Below are 22,796 nucleotides of genomic sequence, written 5' to 3'. Positions count from 1 at the left end.
AACGTGATAGAGTTGCGCCGTAAGGAGACAGAGGATGCGGCTGGCAATCATCACGGGCCTGGGCGCGCTGGCGCTGGCGGGATGCGCGGCGAACAGCGAAGTCCAGCAATCGCAGCAGGCGCGGGCCGATCGCGAGCTGGCCGACGCGATCAAGGACCGGGTTCCTGGCGAACCCACCGACTGCGTCAGCAATATGAGCCTCGATGGCCCGCAGATCATTGACCGGAACACGATCCTCTACCGGGACGGCGGCCGCGTGTGGCGCAACGAGCTCGCGGCCGAATGCCCGGGCCTTTCGCCGTTCGACACTATCATCCTCGAGGTCCACGGCTCGCAAATTTGCCGCAACGACCGGTTCCGGACCATCGATCCAGGCTCGCGGATCCCCGGCCCCTATTGCCTGCTCGGCAAGTTCACGCCCTATACCAGGAAGTGAGCCGCGGTTCTCCCCGGACGCCGCCCGGGAAGCGGCCGATCAGAGGACGTAGCGGCTGAGATCGGTGTTGCGCGCCACCACCGCGAGCTGCTTCTCGACATAATCGGCGTCGATCGCGAGCTTCTGCCCGGCGCGGTCCTCGGCATCGAAGCTCACTTCCTCGAGCAGCTTCTCCATCACCGTCTGGAGCCTGCGCGCGCCGATGTTCTCGATCTCACCGTTAACCTCTGCGGCTATTTTTGCGACCGCGCGGATACCGTCTTCGGTAAAGTCTATCGTCACTCCCTCGGTCCCCAGCAGCGCGGCATATTGCTGCACCAGGCTGGCCTTGGTGTCCGAGAGGATCGCGACGAAATCGGCCTCGGTCAGTGCCTTGAGCTCGACGCGGATGGGGAGGCGCCCCTGCAGCTCGGGCAGCAGGTCCGAAGGCTTGGCGACATGGAACGCGCCGCTCGCGATGAAGAGGATGTGATCGGTCTTCATCGGCCCGTATTTGGTCGCGACGGTGGTGCCCTCGATCAGCGGCAGCAGGTCGCGCTGCACGCCCTCGCGGCTCACCGATCCGCCGCGCACGTCGCTCACCGCGATCTTGTCGATCTCGTCGAGGAAGACGATGCCGTTGGCCTCCGCATCGGCCAGCGCGACGCGACTGACCTCGTCTTGATCGAGCCGCTTGTCGGCTTCTTCCTCGACCAGCTTGTCCCATGCCGAGCGGACGTTGAGCTTGCGGCGCTTGAGCGGCGTGCCGGCCAGGCCCTTCATCATCTCGGACAGGTTGATCATCTGCGCGCCGCCGCCGGGAATCTCGAACGGCATCTGCGGCGCCTGTTCGAGCTCGATCTCGATTTCGGTGTTGTCGAGCACACCGTCGTTGAAGCGCTGCTTGAACGCCTCGCGCGTGGCGGTGCTCGAATCCTTGCCGGTGAGGGCATCGAGCAGGCGGTTCATCGCCGCGTCCTCGGCCTTGTCCTTCACCGCGGCGCGGCGGCGCTCCTTCTCGAGCCGGATCGCTTCCTCGACCAGGTCGCGCGCGATCTGCTCGACGTCGCGGCCGACATAGCCAACCTCGGTGAACTTGGTCGCCTCGACCTTTACGAACGGCGCGTCGGCGAGCTTGGCGAGACGGCGGCTGATCTCGGTCTTGCCGCACCCGGTCGGCCCGATCATCAGAATGTTCTTGGGCGTGACTTCGTCGCGCAGCTCGGGGGCGAGCTGCTGCCGGCGCCAGCGGTTGCGGAGCGCCACCGCGACCGCCTTCTTGGCATCCTGCTGACCAATGATGTGCGCGTCGAGCGCGGCGACGATCGCCTTGGGCGTGAGCTTTTCGTTCATTAGGGGGATTTGGGTTCTCTGGTTCGTTTCGCCCTAGATGTGGGGGCGGGGCCTGCGCTTCAAGCCGTGCAGCGAAAGCCGGCGAAGAAGCGCTGGTGGCTAGCGACGATACGGGCGATCGATCGCGGATCGGGCGTGGCATCCCACACGCCGCGTTCGAAGGTGCCGCCGCAGATTATCCCGTCGTCGCGCGGGAACATATAGCCCATCCGGCCCGCGAAGGCGTAGTTCACCTCGGGCTGGGGAAGCAGCACCGCCAGCTGGCCGCGGGCAGGCTCCATCTGCGTGTCGCCGAACAATTTGCCGGCGCCCAGACCCGTGCAATTGAAGATCAGATTCTCAGGCAGCGCCTGGAGCTCGGCCGGGGAAGCGAATTCGCGAACGACGAACTTGCCGCCGGCAATCTGGATGTCGCGCATCAGCTGGCGGAGCAGCTGGCCGGTCTCGGCGTACATGGTGGTGAAGCGCCGCACGCGCGCGACCGGGAAAGGGTGTTCACCGGGTCCCAGGATCGCGACATCGGCTTCGTAGGCGTCGGAGAGGCCGGAGCCGCCGTCTTCGGCCGGATCGTCGCGCATCTGCAGATAGGTGGGCAGCCAGCGAATGCCGTATTCGTCGCCGGTCATGATCTGGAAGCGGCGCCAGCTGTAATCCAGCGCGGCCTTGAATTGCGCGATCCATTCGGGGGTTACCTGATCGGCCTCATAAAGGCTCGCCGGGTGCCATTGCCCGCCCGCGATGTTCGAAGTGGTGTGCGGCGGTAGCGCGGCGGCGTAGAGGGTGACGGGGAATCCCGACTCCTGAACCAGACGCGCGGTGGTGAGACCGACGATCCCCGATCCGAGCACCGCGACCGGGCCGGAGTGTCCGGGCAACCCGAGATCGAGCGCGAGGCGCGACGTGCCCCAGCTCAAGGTGATGCCCGCGCCACCGTGGCCGTAGTTGTGGACGAGGCGCGTGGCCCCGAACGCGTCCGCGCGAACTACGAAGCCCGAGGTGCGATAGGGGCGCAGGCCCGCGATGGTGCGGATGACGCGGGCGGGGGAGATGTTGGCGGGGGTGAGGCAGGTGCGGCCGCTCCCCAGCGTATTCGGGCGTGGCGGCTGGCATGCCGGAAGCGCGAGTGCGGCTGCGGCGCCGAGTAATTGGCGGCGCGGAAAAACTAGCTCCCCTCCCGCTTGCGGGAGGGGCTGGGGGAGGGGCTGTGTTGCGCGCACGACCTCGGTCATGCCCTCCCCTGACCTCTCCCGCAAGCGGGAGGGGAATTTGGGTCAGTTCTCGCTGTCCAGCGTCTCCACCGTCAGCCGATCGTTGGTGTAGACGCACAGGTCGCCGGCGATCTTCATCGCATGCCGCGCGATCTTCTCGGCGTCGGTCTCGTAATCGACCAGCGCGCGTGCTGCCGCGAGCGCGAAGTTGCCGCCCGAGCCGATCGCCGCCACGCCGCCCTCGGGCTCGAGCACGTCGCCGTTGCCGGTGATCACCAGCGTCGCCTCCTTGTCGGCGACGATCAGCATCGCCTCCAGGTTGCGGAGGTATTTGTCGGTCCGCCAGTCCTTGGCGAGCTCGACCGCGGCGCGCATCAGATGGCCGTTGTGGCGCTCGAGCTTGGCTTCGAGCCGCTCGAACAGGGTGAAAGCATCGGCAGTCGCGCCGGCGAAGCCTGCGATCACCGATCCGTCGCCGAGCGGCCGGACCTTGCGGGCGTTGGGCTTCATGATCGTCGGCCCGGCCGAGACCTGGCCGTCGCCTGCGATCACTACCTTGCCCGATTTGCGCACGGAGAGAATGGTCGTGCCGTGCCACGCGTTGGGATTGTCGCTCATCGCGGCGCATATGGGGCGGCTTTGGCGGCGGTGCAAACCCCGCCGCCGCGGTTCAGCCCAACGGGTAGAGCGCGCCAGCGACCCAGCGCAGCTCGGCGCGCAGCACGCCCCAGGCGCGCGCGGCGGCGCGGCTGTCCATCGCCTCGATTCCGATGCCGCGCTCGCCCAGCGCACGGGTGAGCGCCAGCGGCGGACGCACCAGCGTATCGCCGGTGCCGATGAGCAGGAATTCAGGCCTGGGATCGAGCGCGAGCAGCGGCGCAAGATCGGCTTCGGTCAGCTCGGCGATCGGGGGAGGGGACCAGCCGTCGGCGCGGAGCGGCGTGATCAGCAGCCCCTCGTAGACATTCTCGTCCACCTTGAAGCCGCGCCCCGAGAAGCCGGAGATTACCGGCCCCTCGGCGCTGCGACGTTCCATCTTCATCCTTCGCGAGGTCCCACGCGTTCGGCGTTCTCGCCGCCGCCGCCGACCGCCTTCTGCACGAAGCTGTCCGGCTTCAGGCGCAGCCACAGCAGGATCGCGGCGGAGACATAGACCGACGAGAAGGTGCCGATCACGATGCCGAGCAGCATCGATGCAGTGAAGCCGAAGATCACGTCTGGGCCCAGCACCAGCAGAACGGTGAGCACGATGCCGATCGAAAGGCTGGTGACGACGGTGCGCGACAGCGTCTCGTTGATCGACAGGTCGAGCAGCCCGGCCATGTCCATCTTGCGGTATTTGCGCATGTTTTCGCGGATACGGTCGTACACCACGATCGTGTCGTTGAGCGAATAGCCGACAATGGTGAGGATCGCCGCGACGACGTTGAGATCGAATTCGAGCTGGGTGAGCGCGAAGAAGCCCAGCGTCAGCGCGACGTCGTGGAACAGCGCGAACAGCGCACCCACGCCGAACTGCCATTCGAAGCGCAGCCAGATGTAGAGCGCGATCGCGATCATCGCGATGCTGAGCGCCCAGGCACCGGTGCGGAACAGCTCGCCCGAGACCTTGCTGGAGACGCTCTCGACGCCGGTCACTTTCGCGCCGGGGAAGTTGCCTTCAATGGCCGCGCGCATCTTGGTCGCGGCTTCTTCCGCCGCGGTGTCGCCTTCTCCGGGGACCGGCGTGCGAATGCCGATCTCGTTGGCGCTGCCATATTCCTGGATCGTCACATCGGTGAAGCCGAGCTCGCTCATCTTCTCGCGCAGCTCTTCGATCGGAACCGCCTGCGTGAAATGAGCGCGCACGGTCTGGCCGCCGACGAAATCGATGCCGAGATTGAAGCCGCGCACGACGCACAGGGCGATCGAGGCGACGATCAGCAGGATCGACAGCGTCATCGCGATGTTCCTGTACTTCAGGAACGGGATGTTGGTGTTGTCAGGGACAAGCTTGAGCGGGCGCATGTGCGGGCGGCCTCAGATGTTGATCGTCTTCGGGCGGTTGCGCTTCAGCCAGTCGCGGACGAGCAGACGGGTGAAGGTGACGCCGGTGAAGACCGAAGTGACGATGCCGATCGCAAGGACGACCGCGAAGCCCCGGATCGGACCGGAGCCGATCGAGAACATGATGACGGCCGAGATCACGTTGGTGATGTTCGCGTCGAAGATCGCGGTCGAGGCTTCCTTGTAGCCGAACTCCACCGACGCCAGGGCGTTGCGGCCCCGCACACGCTGTTCCTCGCGGATGCGCTCGTTGATCAGCACGTTGGCGTCCACCGCCGCGCCGATCGTGAGCACGAAGCCGGCAATGCCGGGCAAAGTGAGTGTGGCGTTGAACAGCGCCATGATGCCCAGGATCATCACGCCGTTCACCAGTAGCGCCAGCGTCGTGTAGACGCCGAAGCGGGCGTAGGTGAGCAGCATGAAGAAGATCAGCGCCGCGGTGCCGACGATGCCGGCGAGCACGCCTTTGTCGATCGAATCCTGGCCGAGCTCCGCTGAGACGGTGCGTTCTTCGACCACGTTGAGGTCGACCGGAAGCTTGCCCGAGCGCAGCGCCACGGCGAGCTCGTTGGCGCTCTTGACGGTGAAGCCGCCGCTGATGCGGGCCGCGCCGCCGAGGATCGGCTCGTTGATGTTCGGCGCGGAAATCACCTCATTGTCGACGATGATCGCGAAGGGCTTGCCGCTGTTCTCCTGCGTTACCTTGGCGAAGCGGCGCGAGCCGACGCCGTCGAGCTGGATCGAGACGATCGGCTGGCCGTTTTCCGGATCATATTCCTGGCGCGCGTCGACCAGCATGTCGCCGGTGATCATCGCGGTCTGGAACACGGCGATCCTGCCGCCGCCTTCGGGATAGGGAAGGATCTGGGTCCCGACCGGCGGCGTGTTCTGCTGCATCGCGATCGGATTGCCGCTGGTGACGGTGTCGACCAACTTGAACTCGAGCCGCGCGGTGCGGCCGAGCAGCGCCTTCAGCGCCTGCGGGTCCTGCAGGCCCGGGACCTGGACCAGAATGCGGTTGCTGCCCTGACGGACCACGGTGGGCTCGCGGGTGCCGAATTCGTTGATGCGGCGATCGACGACTTCGCGCGCGTCGTTCATCGCGCGCTCGACTGCCTGTTCGAGCCCCGCCTGTGTGGGCGTGAGCACGAAGCGGCTCGAATCGACGACGGCGATGTCCCATTCGCGCTGCCCGGTCAGGCCCGCGCCGCTACCGGTCACTTCGAGCAGCCGTTCGCGCGCCGCATCGACCTTGGACGGGTCGCGGACCATGAAGCTCAGCTTGCCGCCCTGAACCGAGATGTCGCCGATCTCGATGCGCGGATCGCGCCGCATCACCGAGCGCACCGACTCGCGCATATTGTCGAGCCGCTGGGCCGCCACGTCCCTGGTGTCGGCCTCAAGCAGCAGATAGCTGCCGCCGGCGAGGTCGAGACCCAGGTTCACGACCGGCTGGGGGACCCAGCTCGGGATCGTGCGGCGGACGTTATCGGGAAGGAAGGTGGGAACCGCGAGCGCCGTGCAGACGACGATCGTCGCGATGACCAGCCAGATCTTCCAGCGCGGGAAATCGAGCATCAGTCGTTCGCGGGCTTGGCGCCGCCGAGCGGGCGGACCTCGGTGAGGGTGGCCTTGATCGCGCGGACCTTGACGTTCGGGCCGAGCTCGAGCTCGACTTCATGGTCCTCGACCTTGGTGACCTTGCCGATCAGGCCGCCCGCGGTGACCACGGTGTCGCCCTTCTTGACTGCCGCCACTGCATTCTGGAGATCCTTCATCCGCTTCTGCTGCGGGCGGATCATCAGGAAGTAGAATACGACGAAGATGAGGACGAGCGGCAGCAGCGAAACGATCGCGCCGCCGGCGCCTCCGCCCTGGGCTGCCGCGCCTGCGGCTTGTGCATATGCTGGGGTGGCGAACATGGGTTCCCGATTGCCTGGATGGCGGGGCGCGGAATGGCCCCGTTCAAGCGGCGCGGGCTATCATGCGTTACGGGTGCGTGCAACTATTGTCACAGTGGCTTGCATCCCGCGTCGGACCCGCCTAAGTGGCGCTCCCTCGGTCGGGGCGTAGCGCAGCCTGGTAGCGCATCACACTGGGGGTGTGGGGGTCGCAGGTTCGAATCCTGTCGCCCCGACCAGCCACACCCGATCCGCCATTCGGCGGGTCTTCTTCGAACGGAAAGCGAGTCGCGGGCCGCCCGTCAGTCGGCGGGATTCCCGCTCGGCCGCGCCTGGCCGGCATCTTCGCCCGGATCGAAGTCCTTGGCCCATCGCGCGGCATCGTTCGGACTATCGAGCGTGTCCTTGGGGCGCTTGGCGTCGCCCTCCTTCTGATGCTCGGTCGAAAGGTTCTGCGGGTCGGTGCCCGTCTGTGGGTCTGCCATCGGCGTTGCTCCTGCTGTCGCGACCATAACGGACGGCCGCGGCGGCAGGTTGCGCCTATTCGGGCTTGGCGGGCGCCTTGGGCGGCTTCGGCGCCTTGGGCGTGGCGCGCCGGCTGGCGCGCGGCTTGGCCGGTGCAGTTTCGGCCGCCTTGGCCTTGCGGGCGGGCTTGGCGGCGGTGATGGCCGCAGCCGCGGGTTTGGCAGCCGATCGGCGCGGGGTGGCCGTGGTGCTCGACGGCTTGCGCACGCGCTTGACGACGGGCTTGGCGATCACCGTGGTAGCTTCGGCGACTTGCGCGCCTGCATCCTTGGCAGCATCGCCGGCGTCGGCCACGGCCTTCTTCACCTTGGGGTTGTTCTTGAGCTTGACCGCAAGCGCGACGAGCCCGGCGGCGAGGATATCGGCGACGATCGGATGCTTGGCGAGATCGCTCAGCTTGCGCCGCGCTTCCTTGGGAAGCTTGGCACCGGCGATGCTCTTGGGAAGCCGGAAACCCTTGGCGCCGTCGTCTTTTGCCGCCTTTTTCTTGTCAGCCATCTGCATCTTCTCCGCGATGAACATCACAAGTGTCGCGGCAAAGCGTGATACATGTCAACGTGCGGCCCTTTCGCCGCGCTGTGCAGGGTCAATTCGGACCATTGGGAAGGGCTTCGAACTCGAAGATGATGTCGAGTTCGGTGTCCCCGTCGCACGCGTCAGGATCTGCGTCGGGCTTCGGGCCTTGCGGCGCCACGCCGGTATGGGGAAAGTCGCTCGCCTCCGCATCGCGGGTGACGATCGGCTTCTCTCTGCGGTCATCCATCTTCTCGTCTCCGTCACCCGCTTGTCGAGTCGAACGGAGGAGGAAGGCATGCGTTCCGATGGACGAGGGAAGCGCTTCAAAGGAAGCGGGGTGCGAGATCCGTTCGGAAGCTCGCACCCCGCGCGTCGGGCAGAATTTAGCGGCAGCGGCGCGGGCTATCGCGGCGCTCGAGCTCGCGGCCGGCCAGGCCGCCGACCACGGCGCCCAGCACCGTACCGGCCGTCCGGTCGCCGCGGGTGTCGATCGTGCGGCCGACCAGTGCGCCGGCGACGCCGCCGATCACCAGGCCCGTGGTACCGTCGGACTTGCGGCAGTACATGCGGCCGTCGCGGCCGCGCCACTCGCGATAGGAATGGCGGCGGCGCTGATCGCTGTCCTTGTACGAATAGGCCTTGGCTTCGGCCGTCGGCGCCGGGAGCACCGCGACAGTGGGGATCGCCAGCGACATAGCGCCGATCGTCAGGAAAAGGTTACGCATGACAAACTCCATTTCTATCGTGACACACGGGACGGTACCGAAACGTGCCCCGGATAACCGGGGTTGCATGAACTGAAAATTACGTGCCGGTCATCGGGAGGAAAGCTTTGGACGACGCTGCAAGGCAGGTCATTGAAACGCTGGGACTTTCGCCGCATCCGGAAGGCGGATGGTATCGCGAGACGTGGCGAAAGGCTGCGCCGGAGGGCATCCGGGCGGGGGGAACGGCGATCTATTTCCTTCTCGAAGCGGGGCAGCGGTCGCACTGGCACCGGGTCGATGCCGACGAACTCTGGCTCTGGCATGCCGGAAGCCCGCTCGATCTTCTGATCGCCGATGCGGATTCGAAGGCGACTTGCACGATCGCGCTTGGCGGCGACGTGACCCGCGGCTATGCGCCCCATTCGCTGGTGCCGGCGAATCGCTGGCAATCAACCGAGGCGCGGTCCGGCTGGGCGCTGGTCAGCTGCGTGGTGATCCCCGGCTTCCAGTTCGAAGGATTCGAACTTGCACCGCCCGCCTGGTCGCCGGTCACCGGCTGATCCGGGTTGTCCCCGTTATCCACGTTATCAACAGCCCGAAAGGGCCATTTCGTCCTTTGCGCGACTCGGGATCGATGAGACGATCCAACTTGTAAGAAGGCGGTTCGGCGGAGGGAAACCAAAGCAGGATCAAGAGCTTACACGGATCGATCGGCGAGCTGGTGCCTTCGGGAAACCGTAAGCCGGACGATACGGGGATGTAAGGGTTCCCGTGGTCGCGAAAGCAAGGCGGCGCCAGCGTCGCAGCGTTTTCGAAAGACGCAGGAGTTCGACTGTTCCACTGCCCGCATCCGGTGCGAGAGCGCGGGGTGAAGGCGGGGGAAGGTCCGGGAACGATCCCGATGCTCGATGCCGCGCGAGCGGCGAGACGGCACCAGGGTCGCGCTCGACGGGCGAAGGATGGGCTTGGCTACCGCGCAAGCGGCAAGCGGGTTCGGATATCGCCAAAGCATCCAGCAAGGCTTTGTCGCACTGCTCCTGCAGTGGTCTGGCGAAGCGGGCCGCCGAGGGCCGGAATTCCGCGCATGTTCTTCAGGAACTGTGTGTTTCCGGCCCCGGTGACCGACGCGAAAGCCCGCATGCCCTTGCCGGCGCGGGCCGAGCATGCCGCCGAAACCAGGTCCCAGGGTCTTCCCGGATCTAGGGCCGTAGTCCGGCGACACGGGGGCTGGCAGCAATGCCGGCCCCCTTTTGCATTCCGGACGATGCCGTGCTGCCGTGATGCCGTAGCCACAGGGCGGATTTTCGATCTATTGGCTCTCCCCGGTGACCACGCCGACTTTCCCCGCTAGCAATCGCCTCATCGATAGGGAGGAGCCGGATGGGCAGTGTGTTCGAACGTTTTGCGCAGGGAGTCGCGGGCTGGGCAGGGCGGCCGCCGGCATTCATTCTCGCCTTTGCGGTCGTGCTCGTCTGGGGAGTGACTGGTCCGCTTTTCGCCTGGTCCGACACTTGGCAGCTCGTGATCAACACGGGCACTACGATCGTGACCTTCCTGATGGTCTTCCTGATCCAGAACGCGCAGAATCGCGACGCTGCCGCCATCCAGGCCAAACTCGACGAGCTGATCCGCGCCGCAGTGGATGCACGCAACGCCTTCATCGGAATCGAGCATCTCGCCGAAGTCGATCTGATCGCGATCCGCGAGCGGCTGGAGCAGGAATACGGCCGGGAAGATCCGCGCCACATGGGGATCGGGCGCGTTATCGGGCGGCGCTAAACGCCTGCGCGGTAGCGCCGCCCATCAAACGGTAAACGCCCTGCTATCAGGCGAGATTGTGCTCGAGCGTGATTTCGGCGTTGAGCAGCTTCGAGATCGGGCAGTTGGCCTTGGCCCCCGCCGCGAGCTCGGCGAACTGATCGGGCGAGATGCCGGGCACATTGGCCTCGAGCACCAGATCCGAACGCGTGACTGCGAAGCCCTCACCCTGTTGCTCGAGCTTGACCTTGGCGGTCGTCTCGAGGCTGCCTTCGGAGAAGCCTGCGCGGGCCAGTGCGAAGCTCAGCGCCATGGTGAAGCAGCCGGCGTGGGCAGCGGCGATCAGCTCTTCGGGATTGGTGCCCTTCTCGTCGCCAAAGCGCGTGTTGAAGCTGTAGGGCGTGCCGTCGAGCACGCCGGAGGGGGCGGTCAGCTTCCCTTTGCCTTCCTTGCCGAAGCCTTCGTAGCGGGCAGTCGCGGTACGCGTCGTCATTGCTGTTCCCCTTGGGACGAGAATCGGTGCGGCACCGAAATGGGTGCCGCACCGCCATTATCAACCTGTCTCCGCGTTCAACGGCAGCGGACGTTGCCGCTGTTGCGCTCGATCGCCGCACCGGCTGCCGCGCCTGCCGCTGCGCCCAGCAGCGTTCCGAGCGTCTCCGAACGGCCGGGGGCGATGATGTTCCCCAGCACGCCGCCCGCGATGCCGCCGACGATCAGGCCGGTGGTGCCGTCGGGCCGGCGGCAATAATAGCGCCCGTCCTGCCCGCGATAGATTCGATCGTTCCGCGAGAGGCGGCGCTCGTCGTAGCGACGGTCGTCGCGGTAATAACGGTCGGCATAATAGCCGCCGTAGGACGGATCGGGCCGATTCCAGTCGTAATTCGAGTAGCCGTATCCGCTGCCATAGGTGCCGCTGTCATAGTCGGTGCATCCGGCGAGCGCCGCGGCGGCCGTGAGGCCCAGTGCAAGTGCGCGCATCATCTTTCTCCCCTAGGGGTCAATGCTAGGGGAATGCGCGGGGGCTCCGAAAGGTTTCGGTAGCAGCGGCCGGGTTTGGCAAGGCCGGGCTAAACGCCCTCTTAACCCTCGTGCGTGCATGGTGCCGGCGCAAATTCGCACCGGGGCCCCATGGACGACCTGATTCAGGAATTCATCGCCGAGACGCGCGAGACGCTCGAGGCGCTTTCGGGCGAGATCGTCGCCTGGGAAGCCGAACCCGCGGATCGGGCGCGGCTCGATGCCATTTTCCGCTTCGTGCATACGGTGAAGGGAAGCTGTGGCTTCCTCGATCTGCCGCGCCTGGGCCGGTTGAGCCACGCCGCCGAGGATGTGCTTGCGCAGGTCCGCGGCGGTGAGCGCGAGCCCGATCGCTCTCTGGTAAACGCCGTGCTCGCGGTCGTCGATCGGATCGGCGAGCTGGTGGAGGCGATCGATGCGGGCACCAGCCTCGACGACAGTGGCGACGAGCTGCTGATCGCCGCACTCGAAGAAGGGGCGGAGGAGATCGTCCAGGGCGGAGCGGCCGGAATCCAGCGCACCGCCGCGCGCAGCGTCCGCCTGAACGTCGACCTGCTCGATCGGATGATGTCCGGAATGTCGGACATGGTGCTCGCCCGCAACGAGCTCGCGCGCCGGCTGCGCAACGGCGACATCGATCCGGCGATCGAAGCCGCGCTCGAGCGTCTGTCGCTCACCGTGAGCGAGATGCGCGATACGGTCACCCGCACGCGGATGCAGAAGATCGATGCGCTTTTCTCTGCACTTCCGCGGATGGTGCGCGATACGGCGGCCGGGCTCGGCAAGACGGTGCAGCTCCACGTCGAGGGCGCCGACGTCGAGCTCGATCGCGAGATGATCGAAACGATGCGCGATCCGCTGGTGCACATCGTGCGAAATGCGATCGACCATGGTATCGAATCCGCAGTCGAGCGCCGTGCGGCCGGCAAGCGCGAGGCGGGGCGGCTCAGCGTCTCAGCGCGCCAATCGGGCAACCAGATCATCATCGAGATCGCCGACGACGGCCGTGGCATCGACACCGCCAAGCTGATCCGGAAGTTTGCTGCGGTGAGCGGGCGCTCGGAGCGCGAGCTCAACGCGCTTTCCGAACGGGGCAAGCTCGACCTCATTTTCCAGCCAGGGCTTTCGAGCAAGGACGAAGTCAGCGAAGTCTCAGGGCGTGGCGTGGGAATGGACGTGGTCCGCGCCTCGATCGAGCAGATCGGCGGTCGCGTCGAGCTCGACAGCACGCCGGGCAAGGGGCTGCGGATCGCGATCCACGTTCCGCTCACGCTTTCGATCATCTCGGCGATCGTCGTCGGCGTGGGCGGCAGCCAGCGCTTCGCCATTCCGCGCCAGGCGATCGAGGAGATCGTCACCGATCGCAGCGATGCCATCCGCATCGACACGCTGGGCGCAACCCGGATTGCCACGGTGCGCGAGCGGCGCATGCCCGTGATCGACCTCGCGGATCTGCTGGGTCTCCGACGCGGCGGGGGCGATGGCGGACAGATGCTTGCGATCGTGAGCGTGAGCGGCGGCAGCTATGCGCTGGCGGTGGATTCCGTGCTCGATAACGAGGAACTGGTGATCAAGCCGGCATCCCCCGCGGTGATGTCTACGGGTCTCTACGCCGGCCAGACGCTGCCGGACAGCGGGTTGCCGATGCTGCTGCTCGATTGCGCGGGCATGGCGAGCGTCGCCGGGCTCGACTTCAATCGCGACGCGAACCAGGGCTTCGACGAGCAGGAGTCCCAGCAGGAAGAGACCGGCACGCCGGCGCTGCTGTTCCGCGATCTCGACGGCAAGCGGCGCGCGGTGCCGCTGGTGGCGGTCGACCGTGTCGAGCAGGTCGGTGCCAAGGCGGTGCATTTCGCCGGTGGCCGGTTCCGCGTCACGATCGACGGGCGGATCCTGCCGCTTGCGGCGCAGGGCGACATCGGCGCGCGTGAGCGGCTCAATGTGCTGCGGCTCAAGGACGGTGCGACCGAGGTCAGCTACGCGATCGACGAAGCGCTCGACATCATCCTGCTGCCCGAAGAAGTCGTTTCCGCCCGCGATCCGGGGCCGGTGGCGGGCGTAGCGCTGGTCGACGGCGAGCAGATCGAACTGATCGACGTTTTCTGGGTGTTCGACGAGCATGTCGACCGCGAGGAAGAGGAAGGCGCCGATGCGCCTGTCTGCCTGGTGGCGGACAGCCAGGACGGGTGGATGGCATCGTTCGTCCGGCCGTTGCTCGAATCGGCGGGCTATCGCGTGGTCGCGCAGCTCGCGCCCGGGGAGACGCCTGCGGTGGTCCTCTCGGCCGAAGAGACTCCGGCCGAGCTCAGCGAGAGGGCGCCCGTGGTGCGGCTCCGCCGGCGCCGCGCTGCGAATGGGGAAGGGGACGACAGCGTCTATCGCTACGATCGTGTGGGGCTGCTCTCTGCACTGGAGGCCCGGGTGTTGGGTCGGGGAGGCCGCTGATGTCGCATCTTTATCTGATCGCGCAGGTGGCGGGGCGTGCCGTCGCGATCGATTCCGAGCAGGTCGAATCGGTGGTCGATATCGGCGAGGTGACCGCCGTGCCGCGCGCCTGTGCGCATGTTCGCGGGCTGGCAGCGCTTCGCAGCCGGGTGGTTACCGTGGTCGACACGCAGGCGGCGCTCGGCATGGAAGCGGCCGCGCAGGCGAAGCGGGCGGTGATCACGCTGGTGGACGGCCATCATTATGCAATGCTCGTCGACACGCTCGACGATGTGGCGCCGTTCGAGCTGCTGCCCATGGCGGCGGGTGTTTCGCTCGATTCGGTGTGGGAGAATGCCGGCCGCGGGATCGTCGAGCGCGACGGGGAGCCGATCCTCGCGATCGACCTGGCATCGCTCGTGCCCACCGCGTCGCTGACGCAAGCCGCTGCCAATTAACGCGAAGCTTACGTCTTTGCGTGCAGGATGATCCGACCAGGCCGCTGGCAATCGGGGAACGCAAAAAATGAAGACTTGTCTCGTCGTCGACGACTCCAAGGTGATCCGCAAGGTCGCCAGGCACATTCTAGAGACGCTCGACTTCGAAGTCCGCGAAGCGGGCGACGGGCGCGAGGCGCTTGATTCGTGCCTGGCGACTCCGCCGGACGTGATCCTGCTCGACTGGAACATGCCGGTGATGAGCGGGATGGATTTCCTGCGCGCGCTTCACGAGTCGGACCTGCCGCAGAAGCCGAAGGTGGTGTTCTGCACCACCGAGAATGGCACCGCCTATATCCGCGCAGCGATCGAGGCGGGCGCGGACGAATATGTGATGAAGCCCTTCGATCGCGAGACGCTGGAAAGCAAGCTGCAGATCGTCGGAGTCGCCTGAGCCTCTCGCGATGGTGCGCACCGCAGCCCTGAAGGACCCGGGGACGGGCAAGGTGCCGCCCGCACCCGCGCAGGTGCTGATCGTCGACGATTCGATCGTCGCGCGATCGGTGCTCGGGCGGATGGTGGAGGGGACGCGCCGCTTCCGCGTGGCGGCCGCACTGCCCGATGTGCGCACTGCACTCGAATATCTGCAGACGCACCGGGTCGATGTGGTGCTGCTCGATATCGACATGCCGGGGATCGATGGCCTCACGGGCCTTCCGGATGTGCTTGCGGCGGGTGGCGGGGCCAAGGTGCTCGTCGTCTCCTCGGCGGCGGATGAAGGTGCGGCGGTGACGGTGCAGGCACTTGCCCTGGGCGCGGCGGATACGCTCGTGAAGCCCGGCATCGGCGCGTTCGGCGGCCGCTTCGCCGAAGTGCTGGAGGACCGGCTCTCGCGATTGGTCGAGCCGCCGGCCGAACCTGTGCCGCATCCCGGGCTGTCGACGAGTCTCGGCACTGTCGCGGCACCCGGCGACTTCGAAATAGTCGCGATCGGTGCCTCGACCGGCGGCATCCATGCGCTGAGCCAGCTGCTGCGCGCGATCCCAGCGAGCTTCACAGTGCCCGTTCTTGTGACGCAGCATCTGCCGCCTGCCTTCATGCCCTATTTCGCGGCGCAGCTCGCGGTTCTGGGATCGCGCCCTTGCGCGGTGGCCAGCGATCGGATGCGGATTCAGCCGGGGCGGATCATCGTCGCGCCCGGCGACGCGCATATCCGGGTGATGCGGACGGCCGAAGGTGTGGGGATTCGGCTGACGCACGAGAAGTGCACCAGCGGCTGCGTGCCTTCGGTCGATCCGATGTTCGAATCGGTGGCCGAAGTGTTCGGCAGCCGCGCGCTCGGCGTGGTGCTGAGCGGGATGGGGCGCGACGGAACCGAAGGGGCGAGCCGCCTGGCGGACGCAGGCGCGCGCATCTTCGTGCAGGATCGCGATTCGTCGGTAGTGTGGGGAATGCCGGGATCGGTGGCGAACGCCGGCCATGCCAGCGCAGTGCTGCCGCCAGACGAGATCGGCCGGCTGATCGCCCGCCGGCGGAGGGACGCATGACCCTTCTCGATACGTCGAGCCCGGGCGGCAATTCGGGTGCGATGAACATGATCGCTGCGCTGCTTGAACAGCGCACCGGTCAACAGATTGCGGCAAACCGCGCCTGGCGCATCGAGACGGCGGTCAAGCCGTTGATGCGGGCGCGCGGCCTCGCCACGCTCGATGCGTTGGTGGGCCAACTTATCGCCGCACGAACAGGGGAGCTGGCGGATCAAGTGGTGGACGCGCTACTCAATCAGGAGACGAGCTTCTTCCGCGACGCGGCAGTGCTCGATACCATCGCCGATGCCGCGCTGGAGATGCAGGCCGCCCATCCTGAGCGCAAGCTGCGGATATGGTCCGCGGGATGCTCGACCGGACAGGAGCCGCTCTCGCTCGCGATGCTCTTCGCCGAGAAGAACGCCCTGCCTGAAATCCTGGCCAGCGACGTCTCGCCCGCGGCGCTCACTCGTGCGCGTGCCGGGCGCTATTCGCAGTTCGAGATCCAGCGCGGGCTGCCCGTGCGCCGGATGATGCTGTGGTTCGACGCCGCGGGAGGCGACTGGGTCGCCAAGCCCGAGCTCGTCCGCCGCGTCCAGTTCCGCCAGCACAACCTGACCGGCGACGCGCCGCCGCCGGGCAAGTTCGACATCATCCTGTGCCGCAACGTGCTGCTCTATTTCTCGCTGCAGCTGCGGCGGCAGGTGTTCGAGACGCTGGCCGCGGCGATCCGCCCCGGCGGCGTGCTGGTGCTGGGTGCGGGCGAGACCGTGATTGGCCTGACCGAAGATTTCGTGCCGTGCGATCGGCTGCGCGGCTTTTATCGGGCGGTCGATCCCAAGGCCCCGCCGCGGCGCGCTGCACTACGCTGAACCGCGCGCTTGCCGCGGGCAGCGGGCCTTCATAGGGTCGCCGCGATGCCGAGTGCCCTGCCCATGATCGACGCGCCTTCGCCCAATTTCGACGCGCGCGCGCTGCCGGTCTCGATGATCGTGCTTCACTACACGGGTATGGAGACTGCCCAGGCGGCGATCGACCGGCTCCGCGATCCCGAGGCGAAGGTATCGGCGCACTACCTGGTCGATGAGGACGGCGCGATCCTGCGGATGGTCGACGAGGACAAGCGTGCCTGGCACGCAGGCCGCTCACATTGGCGCGGGGTCACCGACGTCAATTCGGCCTCTATCGGGATCGAGATCGTCAATCCGGGGCATGAATTCGGCTATCGGCCGTTCCCCGCTGCCCAGATGAGCTCGCTGATCCCGCTCGTGGCGGAGATCAAGGAGCGCCACGGCATCACGCGTGGCAACGTCGTGGGCCATTCGGACGTGGCACCCGCGCGCAAGCAGGACCCGGGTGAGCTGTTCGACTGGCATGCCCTCGCGCGGCTGCGGCTCGCGCTGCCGCGGCCGACGAGGAACCTTGTCGATCCGGGCTGGCCGGACGCCGGCTTCATGCTCGCCCTCGAGCGCTTCGGCTATGACGTGAGCGATCGGCGAGCCGCGGTCACGGCGTTCCAGCGGCGGTTTCGCCCCGAGCTCGTCGACGGCGAGATCGACATGGAATGCCGCTGCTTGCTCCTCGCGCTGCTGCTGCCCAAGCCCCAGGGCGAGGATTGACGCGGCTGCACGGGAAAGAAGGTGTGCGCCGCGTTCAGCAATGCTGGTGACATCCGGTCAGCATCCGCGCGCTACCGTCCCGGACCGGAGGAAATGCATGTCCAGCAACGGTATCCGGCAATCCATGGTCGAGCTCGGCACGATGCGCGTGCACCTGGCGGGCCATGCGCGGCTCGACGAAGCGGGCAACCAAGTCGCCTCGGTCAACGCACCCAATGTGGCGGAGGCCACTGCCGCGCTTCATCGCACGGCGCGGGTTACGGGTGCTGACGGCGTGGTGCGGGTCGGATCCGACTATCGCCGCACGATGCTCGCCGCCGGGCTGACGCCGCAGGTGCTCGTCGAGGTCCAGGCCTGGGGCACTGCGGTGCGCGAAGCTGCCGAGCCGGATGAGGCCGAGGAAGCCGAATAGCCCTTGCTCTCAGCGTTTGCTGCTCTACATCGGCACGGCCAGAGGGTCGGGCGGCCGCGTTGGTGCTTCGGCGCCACCGAGGAAAGTCCGGGCTCCACGGAACAACGGTGCCGGGTAACGCCCGGCGGGGGCGACCCCAGGGAAAGTGCCACAGAGAGCAGACCGCCTAAGCCCTTCGGGGCCGGCAAGGGTGAAAGGGTGCGGCAAGAGCGCACCGCGCGACCGGCAACGGAAGCGGCATGGTAAACCCCACCGGGAGCAAGACCGAATAGGGACGGCACATGGGCCTCGTTCCGGCCCGTCGTCCGGGTTGGTTGCTTGAGCGGCGGAGCGATCCACCGCCTAGAGGAATGGTCGCACATCGCCGAAAGGCGAGGACAGAACCCGGCTTACAGACCCTCTGGCATATTTTTGATCCGGCTGGCGTAATCGCGCCCGCCTCCTTATCTGCGAGCATCTATGGCACGTCAGACCCGATCGACCGACTGGGGCTTCCCGCGCTGGCGCAGCTATGGCGCCGAGCGCGAGGCAGTGAAGGTGCGGCTGTGCGATCGGCACGGCTGTGAGGAGCCCGGCGACCGCCCCGCGCCCAAATCGCCCAACAGCCCCGAACGCTGGTATTTTTGCGAGGCGCACGCCGCCGAATACAATCGCAACTGGAACTATTTCGAGGGGCTGAACGCCGAGGAAGCCGCCGCGCGCGAGGCGCAGGAGCGCCGCGAGGCGAACGGCTTTGCGGAGGCATCGCACTATGGCTGGGCGGGGCCCGGCGACGGCAGCCGCTCGCGTGACGAGATGCGCGCGCTCGAAGTGCTCGATCTCGAGTCCGATGCCGATTTCGAGACGGTGCGCCTCGCCTGGCGCCGGCTCGCCAAGGCCAGCCATCCCGACGTCAAACCCAATGATCCCGAAGCGGCGAAGCGCTTTCAGGCGATTCAGGCCGCCTATGACGTGCTCAAGGCGGCGGAAGAACGGCGGACGTGGAAGCCCGATTGAAGACAGTTCGATCGAACTGGTCCGACACGATCCTGGTCTGCGCGAAATGTTCGAAGAAGCTGGGCGGCGGCTTCGGGCCCAAAGGCAAGACTCCGCTCGCCAAGGCGCTCCGCAAGCAGCTCGGGCTCAAGAAGGGGCGCAAGGGCGCGGCGGGGATCGTCGAAGTCAAGTGCCTCGGGGTGTGTCCGCGTGGTGCGGTGACGGTTGTGAACGGCGCGGCTTCGCGAGAGTGGCTGCTCATTCCCGAGCGCACCGATGTCGATCTAGTTGCTAAGAAGCTCTTTTCTTCTGAAGACAGAGAAATTAAAGACTGATCTTTCAGTCTTATTTTTTGCATTATCCTATTCGAACGAAGTTGGTTATTAATAGGTGATCGAGCGAGAGCTTTAATTTTCGCTTGGGCGACTATGACAATTTGCATCGATGGGAGGTAGGCATGGTAGATTTCGTACCGGCGACCAAGCCCCGGATGAGCTATGGCGAACTGGTCGCCAAAGTGTCTCCGCTCGGACTGGACCCGAGCAGGGATAAGGTCTTTGTCGCCGGGGTTCGCGGCTATTATCGCGATACGATGGGCGCGGCGGGGCTGAACGACCGCGGGATCTACGACGACGCGATCTTCCTCGTCTCCGAGGCCTTTTTCGGCAGCTACAACGGCAATACTGATCCTTCGACACGGCGTGGAGGCAGGGGCACCGGCGCGGCCAAGGGCATGGCATCGCTGAACCCGGGACTTTGGCGGGTGCATCGCTTCGATCGGCACAAGGGCAAGTATCTGGCGCTCTGCCAGCGTGCGGGACCCGTGACAGTAACGCGCGACGGCAGCTCGGTGGCGGAGGATTATCCGGATACCGGCCTTTTCGGGATCAACATCCACAATGGCGGCTGGCGGACGACATCGAGCCTCGGTTGCCAGACGATCCATCCGACACAGTGGACCAGCTTCATCACCTCGGCAGTCGATCAGGCGAAGCGCTTCTATGGCGACCGGTGGGACAAGACCACCATACCCTATGCGCTGATCAGCCACGGCTAGGGCGTATCGACATTCAGGTTAAAGCGCGTCGGATCGGTCCCTACTTACCCGTCACTCCGGACTTGTTCCGGGCCCATCGGGAGACGAGGGGCCGGACAAGAAGTGAACGGTTTACTATCATTAATGGTGCGCAAAGCCGCGAGTGGCTCATCGTGCCGGGAAGGGCGGATCTGGATAGAGGGCGGATCTGGATTCGGTGGCAACCGAGCTGGGATTTTCAGTAGATTTGGTCTAACGGGCGCTGCGAATTCGCGACGCGAACGCTTCGGCCTCTCTCTGTGTGTTCCGGCCAGCCATGAGGTACATGACGCCTCCGGTGAGCGGTTCGTAGAGGGTTGGGCGCGCGATGACCTTGCGATCAAAGCTCACTTCCATGAACCTGCCCACGCCACATCGTTGCGCGCTGCGAAATTTCTTGTCGCCGGTCCGGGTGAAGCGGCTTCGGAGTGCCCATTGCTCGCGCAGAAGCTCGTCCAGAACCGGCTCTATCGAGATGAGGTCGGCGTTTTCGAATCTCACTCCGTCAATCCAGAGGCCTTCACCCGACGCTTGGAGTGGTCGCTCATAACGCTGCTCGTTATAGTCTGGCAGACTGCACCCCTGTTGGGACGCGACAAGCGAGAAAAATAGCAGACTCAGCATGGCGTCCTCGCGACTGGCGTGTGGATGCTAAGCCGGGTCATCGCGCGGGCAAGATCGATAGCGGCGGAAATAGTCCAATTTGGTGGAACTTGTTCCGAGGCTCCGCAGCCCCGGCTAGGCGTAGCGCTGCGCGGTTTCGCGGATCAGCGCGATCATGTTGGGGATGCCCTGCGTACGGTTCGAGCTGAGCTGGTTGCGCAGGTCGAAGGGGGCGAGCGCGGCTTCGATGTCGGTGGGCAGGATCTCGGCCGGCGTGCGATCCTGCACCGTCAGCAGCACGAGCGCGATGATGCCCTTGGTGATCGCGGCGTTGGAATCGGCCAGGAAGTGGAGCGTCCCGCTTTCGGTGCGGGTGGGATAGACCCATACCGATGCCGAGCAGCCGCGGACCAGAGTGGCGTCGGTCTTGAGGGCTTCCGGCATCGGCTCCAGCCCGCGGCCGAGATCGATCAGCAGGCGGTAGCGGTCGTCGGCGTCGAGGAACTCATATTCCTCCTGCAGGTCGGCGAGGCTGGTCATGGGCGGCGCTATAGCGCGCTTCGGCCACTTTCCAACTGCCTCGCACGCCTGCCGGCAGCGAGGGGTTGGCTTACAGGTCCACTCCGGCGGCGATCGCTTCGAGCTTGCGGATGCGTTCCTTGAGATCCGCGATCTCGATGCGCGAGGCGGCGGAGGGCGGCGGAGCGCTTTCCGTAGTGCCTTCGGCGCCGCTGCGGCGATCGAGTTCCTGCCGCTTCAGCTCCAGCCAGCCGCGCCATCCGGAGAGACCCGCGGTGGTCACCATCGCCAGCCCGGCAAGGCCAGAGACCGAAAGCGTGATATAGAGGTTGGGATCGATGGTCACGTCATGCCTCCCGTGGTCAGACGTTATTTCCTGTCCCGCAGCGCTTCGATCTCGCGTTCGAGCTGGGCGCTGCTGGCGTTGCTGTCGGTGATGACTCGCTCGAGGACCTGGACCCGCTCCTTGAGCGCGCGCAGCTCGTCGCGAAGCCGGGCGTTCTCGGCGGTTGCAGCGGCATCGCCGCGGTGGACGGTGTTGGCGTCCTTGTCCTTGTGGATGCCGTAGCGCGCCTTGAGGACGCTGGCGATCATCACGATGGCAACGATCGCGACAACCATTTCGAGCGAGTTCATCCCTTTACTCCCCTTGGTGGCGCCTCAGGCGCCGAGTTCCTGCTGCCGGGCTAGCTTTTCCGCGCGGCGAACTGGGCGGTCCCGGGCTTCGGCGAGGGCAATAGCTGCCCCGCACAGTGCCGTCAGCACTGCGAATACTACAATCATCATTTCAGCGGTCCTCAGTCGTAGCTGCGCCTTGCGCAGCGGGTTTAGTTGAGCGGCGCGTCGCGCAGCTTTTCGATTTCATCCGCGACATCGACGCCGCGGTCGGTGACGATCCTTTCGAGCACTCGGACCCGTTGTTCCAGACGCTCAGTCTGCGCCGCATATTGTGCGGCCTTCTCGGCAGTCTCAGCGGTCAGCGCCTTAGCCATGGCTTCCTTGTGCTTTAGCCAGCGGCGGAACATGTCGGCGCCGATGCCCAGGATCACGGGCAGGCCCACCACGATTCCGAAGAAAGCGAGTACGAACGGTCCGCTCATCGCTACCTCCTCAGTTGCTCTTGCCGCGGAGCTGCTCGATCTCACGGTCGAGCGAGACGGCGCTGTCGGTCACGATCCGCTCGACGTTGGCGAGCCGATCCTTGACCGCGCCCATCTCGGCGCGGAGCTGGGCATTCTCCTGGCTCAGGAGCTTGATGCGCTCCATCGCCTCGTCGTTGTTGATCGGGTAGACCGCCTGGCCCCAGCCGCCCTCGAGCGGATAGCCGTTCTTGACCCTGAGCCAGGTGGTGAACATCCAGCCCACGGTGCCGATCACTACGATCGTGACGACCAGCGGGGCCATGTTGTTGATCACTTGTACGAATTCCATCTTGCTTCCCCTTCCTGAGTGGCTCAGCGCAGTCTGTCGATTTCGCGGGCGGTGCGCTCGGCGGGATCGGTGGCGATCCGTTCGAGCACTGCGATCCGCTCCTCGAGGCGTGAGATCTGGCCGGTCAGCCGCTCGTTCTCCGAAGAGAGGAGCTCGATCTTGCGTTCGACGCTCGCGTCTCTCTTGTTGGCCGTGCCGGACCACTCGTTCTCCACCGGATATCCGTGCTTCGCGCGGATCCAGGTGCTGATGAGCCAGCCGGCGGTCGAGATCGCGATGATCGCGAGGACGAAGCCAGGTCCACCCCAGTTCATTGTTTTTGCTCC

33 protein-coding genes, 1 tRNA gene and 1 other RNA gene are annotated in these 22,796 nt (G+C 65.9%); 15 read left to right on the top strand and 20 right to left on the bottom strand.

The window, feature by feature from the left end; genetic code table 11:
* Window positions 1-34: 34 nt before the first annotated feature.
* Window positions 35-436: a DUF6491 family protein gene (locus ACMGDH_RS10015; protein ID WP_436827796.1), complete on the top strand. Its 402-nt coding sequence runs from the start codon at window positions 35-37 to the stop codon at window positions 434-436.
* A 39-nt stretch (window positions 437-475) separates the two neighbouring features.
* On the opposite strand, the gene hslU is transcribed toward ACMGDH_RS10015, so the two are convergent.
* The 7 genes from hslU to yajC are packed head-to-tail and all read right to left on the bottom strand — an operon-like array spanning window position 476 to window position 6,944.
* Entirely contained in the window at window positions 476-1,768 is a 1,293-nt protein-coding gene (gene hslU / locus ACMGDH_RS10010; protein ID WP_436827795.1) for an ATP-dependent protease ATPase subunit HslU, read from the bottom strand.
* A 59-nt stretch (window positions 1,769-1,827) separates the two neighbouring features.
* Complete coding sequence (locus ACMGDH_RS10005; protein ID WP_436827794.1) at window positions 1,828-2,997, bottom strand: FAD-dependent oxidoreductase; 1,170 nt, start codon at window positions 2,995-2,997, stop codon at window positions 1,828-1,830.
* A 42-nt stretch (window positions 2,998-3,039) separates the two neighbouring features.
* Window positions 3,040-3,594, bottom strand: coding sequence for an ATP-dependent protease subunit HslV (hslV, locus tag ACMGDH_RS10000; protein ID WP_436827793.1), 555 nt, complete (start codon window positions 3,592-3,594; stop codon window positions 3,040-3,042).
* Window positions 3,595-3,646: 52 nt separating this feature from the next.
* Window positions 3,647-4,018 (bottom strand): Mth938-like domain-containing protein, encoded by a 372-nt coding sequence (locus tag ACMGDH_RS09995; RefSeq protein ID WP_436827792.1) that lies wholly within the window; start codon window positions 4,016-4,018, stop codon window positions 3,647-3,649.
* Window positions 4,015-4,983: a protein translocase subunit SecF gene (gene secF, locus ACMGDH_RS09990; protein WP_436827791.1), complete on the bottom strand. Its 969-nt coding sequence runs from the start codon at window positions 4,981-4,983 to the stop codon at window positions 4,015-4,017. Before secF ends, ACMGDH_RS09995 begins: the two co-directional genes overlap by 4 nt.
* Window positions 4,984-4,995: 12 nt before the next feature.
* A complete protein-coding gene (secD, locus tag ACMGDH_RS09985) occupies window positions 4,996-6,600 on the bottom strand; it encodes a protein translocase subunit SecD (RefSeq protein WP_436827790.1) in 1,605 nt (534 codons plus the stop codon).
* On the bottom strand, window positions 6,600-6,944 hold the full coding sequence (gene yajC, locus ACMGDH_RS09980; RefSeq protein ID WP_436827789.1) for a preprotein translocase subunit YajC: 345 nt from the start codon (window positions 6,942-6,944) through the stop codon (window positions 6,600-6,602). The genes secD and yajC overlap by 1 nt, the downstream gene beginning before the upstream one ends.
* Before the next feature lie 141 nt (window positions 6,945-7,085).
* Between yajC and ACMGDH_RS09975 the strand changes: the two genes are divergently transcribed.
* Window positions 7,086-7,162, top strand: a tRNA-Pro gene (locus ACMGDH_RS09975).
* 63 nt (window positions 7,163-7,225) lie between these two features.
* Here the strand turns inward: ACMGDH_RS09975 and ACMGDH_RS09970 are convergent.
* The 4 genes from ACMGDH_RS09970 to ACMGDH_RS09955 all read right to left on the bottom strand — a co-directional run bounded on the left by ACMGDH_RS09970 (window position 7,226) and on the right by ACMGDH_RS09955 (window position 8,689).
* Window positions 7,226-7,408 (bottom strand): hypothetical protein, encoded by a 183-nt coding sequence (locus ACMGDH_RS09970; RefSeq protein WP_436827788.1) that lies wholly within the window; start codon window positions 7,406-7,408, stop codon window positions 7,226-7,228.
* A 55-nt stretch (window positions 7,409-7,463) separates the two neighbouring features.
* Window positions 7,464-7,946: a hypothetical protein gene (locus ACMGDH_RS09965; protein WP_436827787.1), complete on the bottom strand. Its 483-nt coding sequence runs from the start codon at window positions 7,944-7,946 to the stop codon at window positions 7,464-7,466.
* Between the two features lie 88 nt (window positions 7,947-8,034).
* Window positions 8,035-8,211, bottom strand: a complete 177-nt coding sequence (locus ACMGDH_RS09960) for a hypothetical protein (protein WP_436827786.1) — start codon at window positions 8,209-8,211, stop codon at window positions 8,035-8,037.
* 136 nt (window positions 8,212-8,347) lie between these two features.
* Entirely contained in the window at window positions 8,348-8,689 is a 342-nt protein-coding gene (locus ACMGDH_RS09955; RefSeq protein ID WP_436827785.1) for a glycine zipper 2TM domain-containing protein, read from the bottom strand.
* Between the two features lie 107 nt (window positions 8,690-8,796).
* On the opposite strand from ACMGDH_RS09955, the gene ACMGDH_RS09950 reads away from it, so the two are divergent.
* Together ACMGDH_RS09950 and ACMGDH_RS09945 are read left to right on the top strand one after the other, a co-directional pair.
* Window positions 8,797-9,231 carry a cupin domain-containing protein gene (locus tag ACMGDH_RS09950; protein ID WP_436827784.1) on the top strand — a complete coding sequence of 145 codons (435 nt, stop codon included), beginning with the start codon at window positions 8,797-8,799 and terminating at the stop codon, window positions 9,229-9,231.
* Between the two features lie 820 nt (window positions 9,232-10,051).
* Window positions 10,052-10,450 carry a low affinity iron permease family protein gene (locus ACMGDH_RS09945; protein WP_436827783.1) on the top strand — a complete coding sequence of 133 codons (399 nt, stop codon included), beginning with the start codon at window positions 10,052-10,054 and terminating at the stop codon, window positions 10,448-10,450.
* A gap of 46 nt (window positions 10,451-10,496) precedes the next feature.
* Here the strand turns inward: ACMGDH_RS09945 and ACMGDH_RS09940 are convergent, their stop codons facing one another.
* Both ACMGDH_RS09940 and ACMGDH_RS09935 read right to left on the bottom strand, forming a co-directional pair.
* Window positions 10,497-10,922, bottom strand: a complete 426-nt coding sequence (locus tag ACMGDH_RS09940; RefSeq protein ID WP_436827782.1) for an OsmC family protein — start codon at window positions 10,920-10,922, stop codon at window positions 10,497-10,499.
* 77 nt (window positions 10,923-10,999) lie between these two features.
* Window positions 11,000-11,410 (bottom strand): glycine zipper 2TM domain-containing protein, encoded by a 411-nt coding sequence (locus tag ACMGDH_RS09935; protein WP_436827781.1) that lies wholly within the window; start codon window positions 11,408-11,410, stop codon window positions 11,000-11,002.
* Between the two features lie 150 nt (window positions 11,411-11,560).
* On the opposite strand from ACMGDH_RS09935, the gene ACMGDH_RS09930 reads away from it, so the two are divergent.
* The 11 genes from ACMGDH_RS09930 (at window position 11,561) to ACMGDH_RS09880 (ending at window position 19,899) form a co-directional block, all read left to right on the top strand.
* Entirely contained in the window at window positions 11,561-13,894 is a 2,334-nt protein-coding gene (locus tag ACMGDH_RS09930) for a chemotaxis protein CheA (RefSeq protein ID WP_436827780.1), read from the top strand.
* Entirely contained in the window at window positions 13,894-14,331 is a 438-nt protein-coding gene (locus ACMGDH_RS09925) for a chemotaxis protein CheW (protein WP_436827779.1), read from the top strand. The genes ACMGDH_RS09930 and ACMGDH_RS09925 overlap by 1 nt, the downstream gene beginning before the upstream one ends.
* Before the next feature lie 67 nt (window positions 14,332-14,398).
* Window positions 14,399-14,764, top strand: a complete 366-nt coding sequence (locus tag ACMGDH_RS09920; protein WP_436827778.1) for a response regulator — start codon at window positions 14,399-14,401, stop codon at window positions 14,762-14,764.
* A 10-nt stretch (window positions 14,765-14,774) separates the two neighbouring features.
* Window positions 14,775-15,857 (top strand): chemotaxis protein CheB, encoded by a 1,083-nt coding sequence (locus ACMGDH_RS09915; protein WP_436827777.1) that lies wholly within the window; start codon window positions 14,775-14,777, stop codon window positions 15,855-15,857.
* The gene (locus ACMGDH_RS09910; RefSeq protein ID WP_436827776.1) at window positions 15,854-16,708 is read left to right on the top strand and encodes a CheR family methyltransferase; all 855 of its coding nucleotides are present in this window, start codon (window positions 15,854-15,856) and stop codon (window positions 16,706-16,708) included. The genes ACMGDH_RS09915 and ACMGDH_RS09910 overlap by 4 nt, the downstream gene beginning before the upstream one ends.
* 45 nt (window positions 16,709-16,753) lie before the next feature.
* The gene (locus ACMGDH_RS09905; protein WP_436827775.1) at window positions 16,754-17,455 is read left to right on the top strand and encodes an N-acetylmuramoyl-L-alanine amidase; all 702 of its coding nucleotides are present in this window, start codon (window positions 16,754-16,756) and stop codon (window positions 17,453-17,455) included.
* Window positions 17,456-17,552: 97 nt separating this feature from the next.
* Window positions 17,553-17,867: a hypothetical protein gene (locus tag ACMGDH_RS09900; RefSeq protein WP_436827774.1), complete on the top strand. Its 315-nt coding sequence runs from the start codon at window positions 17,553-17,555 to the stop codon at window positions 17,865-17,867.
* Window positions 17,868-17,905: 38 nt separating this feature from the next.
* Window positions 17,906-18,275: RNase P RNA component class A (rnpB, locus tag ACMGDH_RS09895), an RNA gene on the top strand.
* A 51-nt stretch (window positions 18,276-18,326) separates the two neighbouring features.
* Window positions 18,327-18,863 (top strand): J domain-containing protein, encoded by a 537-nt coding sequence (locus ACMGDH_RS09890; protein ID WP_436827773.1) that lies wholly within the window; start codon window positions 18,327-18,329, stop codon window positions 18,861-18,863.
* Window positions 18,860-19,177 (top strand): hypothetical protein, encoded by a 318-nt coding sequence (locus tag ACMGDH_RS09885; RefSeq protein WP_436828236.1) that lies wholly within the window; start codon window positions 18,860-18,862, stop codon window positions 19,175-19,177. The genes ACMGDH_RS09890 and ACMGDH_RS09885 overlap by 4 nt, the downstream gene beginning before the upstream one ends.
* Before the next feature lie 122 nt (window positions 19,178-19,299).
* A complete protein-coding gene (locus ACMGDH_RS09880; protein ID WP_436827772.1) occupies window positions 19,300-19,899 on the top strand; it encodes a hypothetical protein in 600 nt (199 codons plus the stop codon).
* A gap of 231 nt (window positions 19,900-20,130) precedes the next feature.
* Here the strand turns inward: ACMGDH_RS09880 and ACMGDH_RS09875 are convergent, their stop codons facing one another.
* The 7 genes from ACMGDH_RS09875 to ACMGDH_RS09845 form a co-directional block, all read right to left on the bottom strand.
* Window positions 20,131-20,418, bottom strand: coding sequence for a SecDF P1 head subdomain-containing protein (locus tag ACMGDH_RS09875; protein WP_436827771.1), 288 nt, complete (start codon window positions 20,416-20,418; stop codon window positions 20,131-20,133).
* Window positions 20,419-20,655: 237 nt separating this feature from the next.
* On the bottom strand, window positions 20,656-21,060 hold the full coding sequence (locus ACMGDH_RS09870; protein ID WP_436827770.1) for a SufE family protein: 405 nt from the start codon (window positions 21,058-21,060) through the stop codon (window positions 20,656-20,658).
* Between the two features lie 70 nt (window positions 21,061-21,130).
* Entirely contained in the window at window positions 21,131-21,325 is a 195-nt protein-coding gene (locus ACMGDH_RS09865) for a hypothetical protein (RefSeq protein ID WP_436828235.1), read from the bottom strand.
* Window positions 21,326-21,408: 83 nt separating this feature from the next.
* Window positions 21,409-21,675: a hypothetical protein gene (locus tag ACMGDH_RS09860; protein WP_436827769.1), complete on the bottom strand. Its 267-nt coding sequence runs from the start codon at window positions 21,673-21,675 to the stop codon at window positions 21,409-21,411.
* Between the two features lie 191 nt (window positions 21,676-21,866).
* Complete coding sequence (locus ACMGDH_RS09855; protein WP_436827768.1) at window positions 21,867-22,139, bottom strand: hypothetical protein; 273 nt, start codon at window positions 22,137-22,139, stop codon at window positions 21,867-21,869.
* Window positions 22,140-22,149: 10 nt separating this feature from the next.
* Window positions 22,150-22,443, bottom strand: a complete 294-nt coding sequence (locus ACMGDH_RS09850) for a hypothetical protein (RefSeq protein WP_436828234.1) — start codon at window positions 22,441-22,443, stop codon at window positions 22,150-22,152.
* Window positions 22,444-22,493: 50 nt separating this feature from the next.
* Complete coding sequence (locus ACMGDH_RS09845) at window positions 22,494-22,784, bottom strand: hypothetical protein (protein ID WP_436827767.1); 291 nt, start codon at window positions 22,782-22,784, stop codon at window positions 22,494-22,496.
* Between the last annotated feature and the right edge of the window lie 12 nt (window positions 22,785-22,796).

The sequence above is a fragment of the Sphingomonas radicis genome, assembly GCF_051400635.1.
In the GTDB taxonomy this organism is placed as follows: Bacteria; Pseudomonadota; Alphaproteobacteria; order Sphingomonadales; family Sphingomonadaceae; genus Sphingomonas.
The sequence above is the reverse complement of the archived record's forward strand: the minus strand, read 5'-3'. Positions and strand labels throughout refer to the sequence as shown.

Bases quoted from the DNA above. Each gene is read 5' to 3' on its own strand.
- ACMGDH_RS10015 (WP_436827796.1), top strand. From the start codon at position 35: ATGCGGCTGGCAATCATCACGGGCCTGGGCGCGCTGGCGCTGGCGGGA.
- hslU (WP_436827795.1), bottom strand. From the start codon at position 1,768: ATGAACGAAAAGCTCACGCCCAAGGCGATCGTCGCCGCGCTCGACGCG.
- ACMGDH_RS10005 (WP_436827794.1), bottom strand. From the start codon at position 2,997: ATGACCGAGGTCGTGCGCGCAACACAGCCCCTCCCCCAGCCCCTCCCG.
- hslV (WP_436827793.1), bottom strand. From the start codon at position 3,594: ATGAGCGACAATCCCAACGCGTGGCACGGCACGACCATTCTCTCCGTG.
- ACMGDH_RS09995 (WP_436827792.1), bottom strand. From the start codon at position 4,018: ATGAAGATGGAACGTCGCAGCGCCGAGGGGCCGGTAATCTCCGGCTTC.
- secF (WP_436827791.1), bottom strand. From the start codon at position 4,983: ATGCGCCCGCTCAAGCTTGTCCCTGACAACACCAACATCCCGTTCCTG.
- secD (WP_436827790.1), bottom strand. From the start codon at position 6,600: ATGCTCGATTTCCCGCGCTGGAAGATCTGGCTGGTCATCGCGACGATC.
- yajC (WP_436827789.1), bottom strand. From the start codon at position 6,944: ATGTTCGCCACCCCAGCATATGCACAAGCCGCAGGCGCGGCAGCCCAG.
- ACMGDH_RS09970 (WP_436827788.1), bottom strand. From the start codon at position 7,408: ATGGCAGACCCACAGACGGGCACCGACCCGCAGAACCTTTCGACCGAG.
- ACMGDH_RS09965 (WP_436827787.1), bottom strand. From the start codon at position 7,946: ATGGCTGACAAGAAAAAGGCGGCAAAAGACGACGGCGCCAAGGGTTTC.
- ACMGDH_RS09960 (WP_436827786.1), bottom strand. From the start codon at position 8,211: ATGGATGACCGCAGAGAGAAGCCGATCGTCACCCGCGATGCGGAGGCG.
- ACMGDH_RS09955 (WP_436827785.1), bottom strand. From the start codon at position 8,689: ATGCGTAACCTTTTCCTGACGATCGGCGCTATGTCGCTGGCGATCCCC.
- ACMGDH_RS09945 (WP_436827783.1), top strand. From the start codon at position 10,052: ATGGGCAGTGTGTTCGAACGTTTTGCGCAGGGAGTCGCGGGCTGGGCA.
- ACMGDH_RS09940 (WP_436827782.1), bottom strand. From the start codon at position 10,922: ATGACGACGCGTACCGCGACTGCCCGCTACGAAGGCTTCGGCAAGGAA.
- ACMGDH_RS09935 (WP_436827781.1), bottom strand. From the start codon at position 11,410: ATGCGCGCACTTGCACTGGGCCTCACGGCCGCCGCGGCGCTCGCCGGA.
- ACMGDH_RS09930 (WP_436827780.1), top strand. From the start codon at position 11,561: ATGGACGACCTGATTCAGGAATTCATCGCCGAGACGCGCGAGACGCTC.
- ACMGDH_RS09925 (WP_436827779.1), top strand. From the start codon at position 13,894: ATGTCGCATCTTTATCTGATCGCGCAGGTGGCGGGGCGTGCCGTCGCG.
- ACMGDH_RS09920 (WP_436827778.1), top strand. From the start codon at position 14,399: ATGAAGACTTGTCTCGTCGTCGACGACTCCAAGGTGATCCGCAAGGTC.
- ACMGDH_RS09915 (WP_436827777.1), top strand. From the start codon at position 14,775: ATGGTGCGCACCGCAGCCCTGAAGGACCCGGGGACGGGCAAGGTGCCG.
- ACMGDH_RS09910 (WP_436827776.1), top strand. From the start codon at position 15,854: ATGACCCTTCTCGATACGTCGAGCCCGGGCGGCAATTCGGGTGCGATG.
- ACMGDH_RS09905 (WP_436827775.1), top strand. From the start codon at position 16,754: ATGCCGAGTGCCCTGCCCATGATCGACGCGCCTTCGCCCAATTTCGAC.
- ACMGDH_RS09900 (WP_436827774.1), top strand. From the start codon at position 17,553: ATGTCCAGCAACGGTATCCGGCAATCCATGGTCGAGCTCGGCACGATG.
- ACMGDH_RS09890 (WP_436827773.1), top strand. From the start codon at position 18,327: ATGGCACGTCAGACCCGATCGACCGACTGGGGCTTCCCGCGCTGGCGC.
- ACMGDH_RS09880 (WP_436827772.1), top strand. From the start codon at position 19,300: ATGGTAGATTTCGTACCGGCGACCAAGCCCCGGATGAGCTATGGCGAA.
- ACMGDH_RS09870 (WP_436827770.1), bottom strand. From the start codon at position 21,060: ATGACCAGCCTCGCCGACCTGCAGGAGGAATATGAGTTCCTCGACGCC.
- ACMGDH_RS09865 (WP_436828235.1), bottom strand. From the start codon at position 21,325: ATGGTGACCACCGCGGGTCTCTCCGGATGGCGCGGCTGGCTGGAGCTG.
- ACMGDH_RS09860 (WP_436827769.1), bottom strand. From the start codon at position 21,675: ATGAACTCGCTCGAAATGGTTGTCGCGATCGTTGCCATCGTGATGATC.
- ACMGDH_RS09855 (WP_436827768.1), bottom strand. From the start codon at position 22,139: ATGAGCGGACCGTTCGTACTCGCTTTCTTCGGAATCGTGGTGGGCCTG.
- ACMGDH_RS09850 (WP_436828234.1), bottom strand. From the start codon at position 22,443: ATGGCCCCGCTGGTCGTCACGATCGTAGTGATCGGCACCGTGGGCTGG.
- ACMGDH_RS09845 (WP_436827767.1), bottom strand. From the start codon at position 22,784: ATGAACTGGGGTGGACCTGGCTTCGTCCTCGCGATCATCGCGATCTCG.